The 10,102-nt window shown below is 66.0% G+C and carries 8 protein-coding genes; 6 read left to right on the top strand and 2 right to left on the bottom strand.

All coding sequences use genetic code 11. From position 1 onward, the window contains the following. Positions 1–226: 226 nt before the first annotated feature. From nirB to cobA, 4 genes are read left to right on the top strand one after another with little or no spacing between them, the layout of a single operon-like run. Positions 227–2,716: a nitrite reductase large subunit NirB gene (gene nirB / locus V7D69_RS03305; RefSeq protein ID WP_333605058.1), complete on the top strand. Its 2,490-nt coding sequence runs from the start codon at positions 227–229 to the stop codon at positions 2,714–2,716. Next, complete coding sequence (gene nirD, locus V7D69_RS03300; protein ID WP_333605056.1) at positions 2,716–3,069, top strand: nitrite reductase small subunit NirD; 354 nt, start codon at positions 2,716–2,718, stop codon at positions 3,067–3,069. The genes nirB and nirD overlap by 1 nt, the downstream gene beginning before the upstream one ends. A 5-nt stretch (positions 3,070–3,074) precedes the next feature. Further along, positions 3,075–5,717 carry a molybdopterin-dependent oxidoreductase gene (locus V7D69_RS03295; RefSeq protein ID WP_333605055.1) on the top strand — a complete coding sequence of 881 codons (2,643 nt, stop codon included), beginning with the start codon at positions 3,075–3,077 and terminating at the stop codon, positions 5,715–5,717. Beyond that, entirely contained in the window at positions 5,710–6,507 is a 798-nt protein-coding gene (gene cobA, locus V7D69_RS03290; protein WP_324063207.1) for a uroporphyrinogen-III C-methyltransferase, read from the top strand. The genes V7D69_RS03295 and cobA overlap by 8 nt, the downstream gene beginning before the upstream one ends. A gap of 58 nt (positions 6,508–6,565) precedes the next feature. Here cobA and V7D69_RS03285 read toward each other — a convergent pair whose 3' ends face one another. Both V7D69_RS03285 and V7D69_RS03280 read right to left on the bottom strand, forming a co-directional pair. Next, positions 6,566–7,300, bottom strand: coding sequence for a hypothetical protein (locus V7D69_RS03285; RefSeq protein ID WP_324063208.1), 735 nt, complete (start codon positions 7,298–7,300; stop codon positions 6,566–6,568). Continuing rightward, the gene (locus tag V7D69_RS03280) at positions 7,297–7,794 is read right to left on the bottom strand and encodes an RNA polymerase sigma factor (RefSeq protein WP_324063216.1); all 498 of its coding nucleotides are present in this window, start codon (positions 7,792–7,794) and stop codon (positions 7,297–7,299) included. Before V7D69_RS03280 ends, V7D69_RS03285 begins: the two co-directional genes overlap by 4 nt. Positions 7,795–7,877: 83 nt before the next feature. Here V7D69_RS03280 and V7D69_RS03275 point away from each other — a divergent pair, with 83 nt between their 5' ends. Next, positions 7,878–9,140 carry a S8 family serine peptidase gene (locus V7D69_RS03275; RefSeq protein ID WP_324063210.1) on the top strand — a complete coding sequence of 421 codons (1,263 nt, stop codon included), beginning with the start codon at positions 7,878–7,880 and terminating at the stop codon, positions 9,138–9,140. A gap of 104 nt (positions 9,141–9,244) precedes the next feature. Beyond that, positions 9,245–10,081, top strand: a complete 837-nt coding sequence (locus V7D69_RS03270) for a hypothetical protein (RefSeq protein WP_333605054.1) — start codon at positions 9,245–9,247, stop codon at positions 10,079–10,081. Positions 10,082–10,102 lie beyond the last annotated feature (21 nt).

Below are 10,102 nucleotides of genomic sequence, written 5' to 3'. Positions count from 1 at the left end.
GGGAACGACTGCTGCACTGCAAAAAACCGTCTTGCCTCCGGGCGGCCGAATCAGCTAAAGGAATGTCAGCGAGTTAGCGCCGTCCACCGTAGGACGATTTCAGCGCCTTGCTTCAGATTTACAGACGCGTGGCAATGAAGCCGCCCGTGCCTTTCCTTCAAGGAACAGGCTCGAGGCGGGTTTTTTGTATGCGCGTCACGAATGGAGACGTGACGTGAATGCACCGATGAACTTCGAGAAGGGCGACCTTCCCGGCCAGAGCAAGGAAAGGCTCGTGGTGATCGGCAACGGCATGGCCGGCTGCCGCGCTGTCGAGGAAATCCTGGCCCGCGATCCCGGCCGTTTCGACGTCACCATCTTCGGCGCCGAGCCGCGCGTGAATTACAACCGCATCATGCTCTCCCCGGTCCTCGCGGGCGAGAAGACTTTCGACGAAATCGTCATCAATACGCAGGCGTGGTACGAAGAGAACGGCATCACGCTGGTCTCAGGCGACAGGGTCGATCACATCGACCGCACTTCACAGACAGTGATTTCCGCCTCGGGTCGCGTCGAGCCTTATGACCGCCTGCTGATCGCCACCGGCTCCGATCCCTTCATCATTCCCGTTCCCGGCAACAACCTGCAAGGCGTCGTCACTTTCCGCGATCTGGATGACGTGGACAGGATGCTTGAAGCGGCCGGGAAGGGCGGCAACGCGGTCGTCATCGGCGGCGGGCTGCTGGGGCTGGAGGCGGCGCACGGCCTTTCGCTGAGGGGCATGAAAGTCACCGTAATCCACCTCATGCCCACGTTGATGGAACGCCAGCTTGACGAAGCGGCGGGCTGGCTGCTCAAGCATGAACTGGAGCGGCGGGGCCAGACCGTGCTGACCGGGGCGAACACCAAGGAAATCGTCGGGCGCGACGGCAGTGTCGCCGCCGTGCGCCTGGAGGACGGAACGGAAATCCCGGCTGACATCGTGGTCATGGCGGTCGGTATCCGTCCGGCCACCGGCCTTGCCAAGGCAGCGGGCCTCGAGGTCGAGCGCGGGATCATGGTCGATGACCACATGGTCACTTCGGACCCGGCGATCCTGTCGGTCGGTGAATGCGTCCAGCATCGTGGCCTGTGCTACGGCCTCGTCGCCCCGCTCTGGGAAATGTGCCGGGCGTTGGCCGATTTCGTGACCGAAAGTCCGACTGGCTACGAGGGCTCCGTCACCTCCACCAAGCTGAAGGTCTCGGGCATCGACGTATTCTCCGCCGGTGACTTCTCGGGCGGGGAAGGCTGCGAAGACATCGTCATGCGCGACGCTGCCCGCGGCGTGTACAAGCGGGTGATCGTCAAGGACAACAAGCTGCTGGGCGCCGTGCTTTACGGCGATACCGCGGACGGGTCCTGGTACTTCGACCTCATGAAAAAGGGAGAGGATGTCTCCGACATCCGTGAGGCGCTGATCTTCGGTCAGGCTTTCGCGTCCGGAGGTGCGCTCGCGGACCCTAATGCCGCCGTTGCCGCCCTCTCGGACGAAGCCGAGATCTGTGGCTGCAACGGCGTTTCCAAGGGCACGGTGGTCAAGACGATCTGCGATGGCGCGCATTCGTTGGATGCGGTGCGTTCGCAATGCAAGGCTTCGGCCTCCTGCGGCTCGTGCACCGGGTTGGTCGAGCGTCTGCTGGCGCTGACGCTCGGCGGCGAGGTCGAGAGCGGCCCCAAGACGATGTGCAAGTGCACCAGCTTCACGCATGACGATGTGCGCCGCCTGATCGTGGAGAAGCAGCTGAAGGAAATCCCGGAGGTGATGCAGGAACTGCACTGGACGACGCCTGACGGCTGCGCCTCGTGCCGTCCGGCGCTCAATTACTATCTGCTCTGCGCCTGGCCCGGCGAATATGTCGACGACCAAAAGAGCCGCTTCGTCAATGAGCGCATGCACGCCAACATTCAGAAGGACGGCACGTATTCCGTCGTCCCCCGCATGTGGGGCGGCCTCACCAACCCGCGCGAGTTGCGCGCGATCGCGGACGTGGTGGAGAAGTACAACGCGCCGATGGTCAAGGTGACCGGTGGCCAGAGGCTCGACATCTTCGGCATCAAGAAGGAAGATCTGCCCGCCGTCTGGGCCGATCTCAACGCCGCCGGCATGGTCTCGGGCCATGCTTACGGCAAGTCGCTGCGGACCGTGAAAACTTGCGTTGGCTCCGAATGGTGCCGCTTCGGCACGCAGGATTCGACCGGCTTGGGCGTCAAGCTGGAGCAGATGACCTGGGGCAGCTGGATGCCGCACAAGTTCAAGATCGCGGTCAGCGGCTGCCCGCGCAATTGTGCCGAGGCGACGATCAAGGACTTTGGCGTGATCTGCGTCGACTCCGGCTACGAACTGCACATCGCCGGCAATGGCGGCATCAAAGTGCGCGCCACGGATCTGCTGTGCAAGGTGGAGACCGAGCAGGAGGTGCTGGATGTCTGCGCCGCCTTCACCCAGCTCTATCGCGAGGAAGCGCATTACCTGGAGCGGACCGCGCCGTGGGTGGAGCGCGTCGGCCTGCAGTACGTCAAGGACCGGCTTGCGCAGGAGGGCGCGGTTCAGCACTACGCCGCCCGCTTCCGCTATTCGCAGCAGTTCATGCAGGACGATCCTTGGGCCAGGCGTGTGGCGGGCGAGGATGAGAAGCTGCACCAGCACCTCGCCGAGGTGCGCCCCTTCCCGCAATTTCAGATGGAGAACGCGTGATGATCGGCAACTGGCTTGATGTCGGCCCGGTGACTCAGATCGAACCGGGCACCGCCCGCACGCTGCCGGTCGCGGGCGGCGAGGAGATCGCCGTATTCCATACCATGCGGAACGAGTTCTTCGCGATCGTCAACAAGTGCCCGCACAAGCAGGGCCCGCTCAGCCAAGGCATCGTCCACGGAGATGTAGTCACTTGCCCGCTGCACAATTGGAACATCTCGCTGCGGAGCGGCAAGGCGCTGGGCGATGACGAGGGCTGCGTTCCCACCATCCCGCTGAAGGTCGATGCCGGGCGCATTTATTTGCTGCGCTCCGCCGTTGTGGGCGGCGGCGTTACGGTGGCGGCGGCCTGAAGGTTATGGGGGCGATCCGCACGACTTGCGCCTATTGCGGAGTGGGCTGCGGTATTCGCGCCGAAGTTTCCGGCGGCAACGGGATCGAGGCCGCCGGATCCGGTGATGGCGATCGGGGGGTCGCCATCACCGGTGATCCCGATCACCCGGCGAACAGGGGCCGTCTCTGTTCCAAGGGCACGCATCTGGGCGAAACGGTCGGGCTGGAAGGGCGGCTGCTTTATCCCGAGATCAATGGAAAGCGCGTTTCCTGGGACAAGGCGATCGATCGCGTTGCCCGCAAGTTTGCCGATACCATAGAGCGCCACGGCCCGAACAGCGTTGCCTTCTATGTCTCGGGCCAGCTCCTCACCGAGGACTATTACGTCGCCAATAAGCTGATGAAGGGCTTCATCGGCTCGGCCAATATCGACACCAATTCACGCCTCTGCATGTCCAGCGCCGTCGCCGGCCACACTCGCGCCTTCGGTGAGGACGTGGTGCCTGCGACGTATGAGGACCTCGATCAGGCGGATCTGATCGTGCTGGTCGGCTCGAACACCGCCTGGTGCCACCCGATCGTCTATCAGCGGATCATGGCCGCGCGAGCCGAGCGCGGCGCCAAGCTGGTCGTCATCGATCCGCGCAGGACGGAAACCTGCGAGGAGGCGGACCTGCATCTGCCCCTGCGGCCAGGCAGCGACGTGGCGCTGATGAGGGGCCTGCTCGCGCATTGCCGCGAAGCGGGGGTGATCGACGAGGCATTCCTGGCCCGGCGTGTCGCCACGCCGGAGGGTTTCTGGGAAGCGCTGGGGGAGGGGGCCGATCTCTGGTCGACCGCCGCCACTTGCGATGTGCCGCCGGCGGACTTGCGCGCCTTTTATGAGCTTTTCGCAAAGACGCCGCGCACGGTCACGCTGTTCAGCCAGGGCATCAACCAGTCGATCCGCGGCACGGACCAGGTCAATGCGATCATCAACGTCCACCTTGCCACGGGCCGGATCGGCAAGCCGGGCGCGGCGCCGTTCTCCATCACCGGCCAGCCCAACGCCATGGGCGGGCGTGAAGTAGGCGGCCTTGCCTCGACCCTGGCCGCGCACATGGATTTCGCTGCCGAGAACGTCGCCACCGTCAAGCGCTTCTGGGCCGCGTCGCATATGGCGACGCAGCCGGGGCTGAAGGCGGTCGATCTGTTTCGCCAGGTGCGCGAAGGGCGGGTAAAGGCGCTTTGGATCATGGCGACCAATCCGGCCGTTTCGCTGCCCGATGCGGGTCTGGTCCGCGAGGCTTTGGACACCTGCCCCTTCGTGGTCGTCTCCGATTGCATTGCCGATACGGATACGAACCGCTTTGCAGATGTGAAGCTGCCCGCCGCAGGCTGGGGGGAGAAGGACGGCACAGTCACTAACAGTGAACGCCTCATCAGCCGCCAGCGCGCGCTGTTCCCCTTGGCGGGAGAGGCCAGGCCCGACTGGTGGATCATCACCCGCGTGGCTCAGGCGATGGGCTGGGCCGGGCACTTTGCCTATGACAGGCCGGCAGATATCTATCGCGAGCACGCCCGTCTTTCCGCTTATCAGAATGACGGCAAGCGCGTGTTCGACCTCAAGTCTCAAGCCGCGATTTCGAACGCCGATTACGAGGCAATGGAACCGTTCCGCTGGGGCGGCGCACCGTTCGCGGACGGGCGTTTCTCGACGCCCGACGGCAAGGCGCGACTGGTGCCCGTCACGCAGATGGTGCTGGAGAACCCGCTCGCCAAATGGCCGCTGACGCTCAACACCGGGCGCTATCGCGACCAGTGGCACACGATGACCCGCACCGGTCTTTCGCCCAGGCTTTCGCAGCATCGTCGCGAGCCCATGGTGGAAATCCACCCGGAGGATGCAGCCGAGCTTGGGATCGCCGCCGACGATCTGGTGCGGGTGGCGACACCGCAGGGCGAAAGCCTGTTTCGCGCGCTGTTGTCCGAAGGGCAGCGGCGGGGCGAGGTCTTCACGCCGATCCACTGGACGGATCGCCAATCCACAGGCGGCCGCACTGGCCTGCTGCCGCGTCCGCTGGTCGATCCGATCTCCGGCCAGCCCGGCTTCAAGTCCACGCCCGTCCGGATCGAGAAAGTCATACCCGAATGGCGCGGCTTTGCGATCGCGCGTACGCTGCCTGATGTGATCCCGGCGGCCTATGCGACGCGCATTCGCGTGCCCCAAGGGTGGCTGGTCGAAGTTGCCGGAGAAGGGGATCCGGCGTCAGTAGCCAAGGCGGTGCTTCCGCGGGGCGAGAAGATCGAGATCGTGGACAGCGCGCGCGGCGGTTTGCGTGCCGCGGTGCTGGCGGAAGGTCAACTCATCGCCGCGCTGTTCATCACCCGTGACGGCCGCCTGCCTTCGCGCGAATGGTTGATCGCGCAATTGGCTTCGGCCGACACTGCATCGTCGATAGAACTGCTTGCCGGGCGGCCCGCTACGCCGCAGGTCGATCGCGGGCCAATCGTCTGCGTCTGTTTCGATGTCGGGATGAAGACGATCGTTGAAGCCATCGCCACGCAAGGTCTGATCTCGGTCGACGCGGTGGGCGCGGCGCTCTCCGCCGGTACGAACTGCGGCTCGTGTCGCCCCGCCATCCAGCGCCTGATCGTGGAGCACAAGGAGGAGGCCGTTCATGCCTGATCGCGCAAGCATCGCTGCCGGTGAAGTCTGGCTAGTCGGCGCAGGTCCGGGTGATCCGGAGCTGCTGACGCGTAAGGCTGAGCGGCTGCTGGGCCAGGCAAGCGTGGTCTTCTATGACGCGCTAGTGGGGGAGGGCGTGCTCGACCTTGCCGCGCCCGGCGCGCGGCTCGTCCATGTCGGCAAGCGGTCCGGCCGCCATTCGAAGGATCAGGGGACGATCGACAAGCTGATCGTGCTGGCCGCATTGGCTGGCGAGAAAGTCGTGCGGCTCAAGGGCGGCGATCCGGCGATCTTCGGACGCGCGACTGAGGAGCTGGACGCCTGCCGGGCCATGGGCATTCCCGTGCGCATCTGTCCCGGTGTCACGGCTGCCAGCGCCGCCGCCGCCAGCCTGGGCGCGTCACTGACGTTGCGGGGTCTCGCCCGCAAGCTGACTTTCGTGACGGCGCATGCACGGGCGGGCGAGGAACTGAACCTTGACTGGCAACGCCTCGCCGATCCGGAAGCGACGCTCGCGGTCTACATGGGCAAGGCCGCCGCGCCGGAGGTGTCGGCCAGGCTGATCGAAGCGGGGCTTCCCGCCGATACGCCGGTTGCTCTTGTCGAAAGCGCCAGCCTGCCGACTGAGCGCCACTTCCACACCCGGCTGGATTTGCTACCCTTGGCCGCACGCACGGCCCTGGGTGATGGACCCGCGCTGCTGCTGATCGGTGCGGCGATGGCGCGGCCGGAGGGGGTGAGCGAGATGATGGAGGCGGCTTGCGCGGGCGGTGCGGCTGTTACGCAATAACCGTCCCCAGCATTCGCCGGCATGAAAAAGGTTAAACTGATTTCGGGCCGTTGCCGTCTTACTTCCAACCCTTCGCCACGGCCGCCTTCTCCTGCCCTGCATCCAGCGGCTCTCCCTTCGCCATGTTCTGCGCGGCGACCATAAGCTCGCTGTCCGCAGAGCCCGCCTGCCGGTAATCGCTCGCCTGCCGGGCGCCGCTGGCCATCGTGCGTTCCAGCACCCAGCCGCCCTGATCCTTGCAGGCGATGCCGGAGGTCGAGGCGGCTTCGAACACGCGGCAGTAATCGCCGCCCTCGCGCTGGAAGCTGGTGAGAATGCGCAGCGATCCGGCCTGGCCCTGTGCCGAGGCGAGTTGGGTGTCGAGGCCCTTCGCCAATGCTCCCGAGGCCACCAAGGCGCCGTTCCTTTCGCGGATCGCCCCGCCCGATTGAAGCTGCGTGCCCAGCATCAGGCCCAGCACCAGCGAGGCGGCGATGGCCAGGCCGCCCCAGCGCTGCAGGAGCGGGCGCGACGGTGCTTTCGCCTCACGCTCGGCACGGGCAGCGGCAAGGCTGACCACGTTGGGCTCATCCTCCTGCGCTGCGGCGGCGATCATCGCCGCCAGCGCATCGGGCACCGGCTCTTCCGCCACAGGATCGAGATGGTCTTTCAACGCCGCGCGCAGCCGCTGCTCTGCGGCCAGTCGCTCGGCCAACGCGGGGTCCGCGGCCACCGCGGCTTCCACTCGCGCGGCATCGGCGGGAGAAAGTTCCCCGTCGGCATAGGCCAGGAGTTCGTCGCTCGACACGCTCATGCGGCTTCTCCCAATTCCTTGAGCAGGGCCTCGCGTCCGCGCCCCAGACGAGAGGTCAGAGTGCCCTGCGGCACGCCCACGATTTCCGCCGCCTCCTTATAGGAAAAACCCTCCACCAGCACGAGCACGACAGCCTCGCGCTGCTCCTCCGGCAAGCGGGCGAGGGCGCGGCCGACATTGCCAAGCTCCACCAGGTTCTCGGCCGCCTGGTGCCCAGCCACGCCTACCTTCAATCCCTCGTCCTCGTGAACGAAGGTCTGCGACCGTCGCGTCCTGGCCCTTGCTTCATCAATCCACTGGTTGCGCATGATCCTGTATATCCAAGCATCGAGCCGCGTCCCGTCCTGCCACTGCTGGCGGGCCTTGAGCGCGCGCTCCACGGTTTGTTGGCACAAGTCGTCAGCATCGGCCGCATCATGCGTCAGGCCGCGCGCGAAACGCCGCAGGCGCGGCAGCAGCGCGGTGAGTTCCTGGCAGAAGCGGTTCGTGTCCATCAACTTGTCTTGCCTGGGGATGAAACGGATGGTCAGTGACGTTTCATCCCTGAGTGCTACGAAATTTGCTATCGGACAAGACGATGCGCGGAAAAGTGAGGAAAGGACTGGCGATTGCGGCGGCGCTGATCGTGCTGGCGGCCGGGCCAGCGCGCGCGCAGCTTGGCGGCGTGCTTTCTTCGCCCACCCTCCCAATCGATCCGCTCGGCACTGTCGGCAAAGTGCGCGATACGGTGAGTGATGTCGCCGATTCCGCGCTGCAGCCGGTGGAGCGTGTGGTCCGCGATGCGGGTGCGCTGGCGAGCGAGCGCTTGCGCCGGCTTTCCGATTACGTTTCCAGACACAGGGCGTCTGTGGAATGGGACGATCGGCAGCAGCCGGCCGTACGCGGCGAGGTCCTGTTTCTCGATCCCGACGCCGCGGCGCTGGGCCTTGCGCGCCGGGCGGGATATGCCGTGCTGGAGCAGGGCACGATTGATGGCCTGGACGTGCATTACGCGCGGCTGCAAGTGCCGCAAGGAACCTCGCTCGCGGCCGGGCTCAAGACCTTGCGCAAGGTGCTGCCGGGGCGAGAGATCAGCGCGGACCAGCTTCATTTTCCCTCGGGGCGCGCGGCGAACGGCGCCAGTGGCGGCGGGCTTGCTTCGGACCTGCCGCGTGGCGGAACCGTGGGTGTGATCGATGGCGCGATCACCGGGTCCGATCGGCTTGCGGCCCAGCGGGGCTTTGCGAACGGTGCGCCCAAGCCGAGCGATCACGCCTCGGCGATTGCTTCGCTGTTGGCGGGGGCAGGCACCGCGCATGTCTATGGCGCGGATGTCTACGGATCGGACCCCACGGGCGGCAATGCGCTTGCCATCGCCAGAGCGCTTGGCTGGATGCGGGGAGAGGGGGTTCCGGTTGTCTCCATCAGCCTTGTCGGCCCAGCCAATCCGCTGCTGGCCCGCGCGGTCGCGTCGGCACAGGGCAAGGGCATGATGATCGTCGCCGCGGTGGGCAATGACGGCCCGGCCGCTCCTCCTGCCTATCCCGCATCCTATCCTGGCGTAATCGCGGTGACCGGCGTCGACGGAGCAGGCCGCGTGTTGATAGAGGCGGGCAGGGCCACGCATCTCGACTATGCGGCCCCCGGCGCGGACTTGTCCGCGCTGGTGCCGGGCAAAGCCCGGGTGAATCTGCGAGGCACGTCCTACGCCGCGCCTCTCGCCGCCTCGCGCATCGCCGCTCGCAGACTTGCCTTTCCCGCCGCCGGGCAAGCGCTCAAGGCCGTTGATGCCGAAGCGGTCGGCCCTTCCCGCCGGACCGGGCGCGGCGTGCTGTGCAACATCTGCCGGTCGGGGCTCTGAAAAAATTTTGCGCCCGCAAGGATGAAAGCGAAAGCGCCACTCGTTCCTTCCACCAGATACCCTCGAGGCAAGGCCCGGAGGGAAATGAAGGAAGGAGCAGTACCATGAACAAGCTTACTCTCACGACCGCTATCGCCACTGTCGCCCTTGTCGTCATGCCCGGCGCGGCGAATGCCCAACTGCTGGGTGGCGGGGGCGGCCTTGGCGGCATGGTTGGCGGCACTTTGGGTGGAACCCTCGGTGGCGGCATGGGCGATGTCGGCAGCACGATTGGCGGCGCGGTGAACGGCGCGGGCGACATTGGTGTTTCGCACGCGCAGCGCAGCGTCAACTCGACTGTCAATGGGGCGGCCAATGCCTCCGCACATGTCAGGAAGCGGGGTCACCAGCCCGCGACGCCTGACAGCTCGTCAGCGAGCAACACCGCTTCCGGGGCGCACTCGGCCGCCGGAAACCTGGTTGGCTCGGCGACTGGCAGCGTCAACGGCACGCTTGGTTCGGTGACGAACGGAGCTACCGCCGCCGGCAATAGCGCTGCTGCCGGTTCCGGTTCGGCCAGCGGATCGGGCAGCCATGGTTCGGCTTCGGGATCCGGTTCAGGCAGTCTGACAGGCGCTGCGAACCTTCCGGTCAATGCTGGTGACGCCACTTCCCAGCTCACCGGCACTGCGACCGGCGCTGTTCATGCGGTGAAAAATGCCGCGGGCGAACAGGTCTCGGCGGCGCGCGGGAAGGTCGACAATGCCGCCAGCGGTGCCTCGAACGCCAACGCCAGCGGCTCGGGCGATGGTTCGGCCAGCGCCAATGCGGGCGGGAAGAAAGCCTCCGCCAATGGCGCGGCATCGGGCTCGGCAGCCGGTTCGGCCTCGAAGAGCGGCGGCAGCGGCTCCGCCAATGTGGGCCTCAATGCCGGCGCTAATGCGGGCGCTGATGTGAACTGATCGCTTCCTATACCGTCGCAC

It is taken from the genome of Novosphingobium sp., from assembly GCF_036733805.1.
Taxonomy (GTDB): Bacteria; Pseudomonadota; Alphaproteobacteria; order Sphingomonadales; family Sphingomonadaceae; genus Novosphingobium.
The sequence above is the reverse complement of the archived record's forward strand: the minus strand, read 5'-3'. Positions and strand labels throughout refer to the sequence as shown.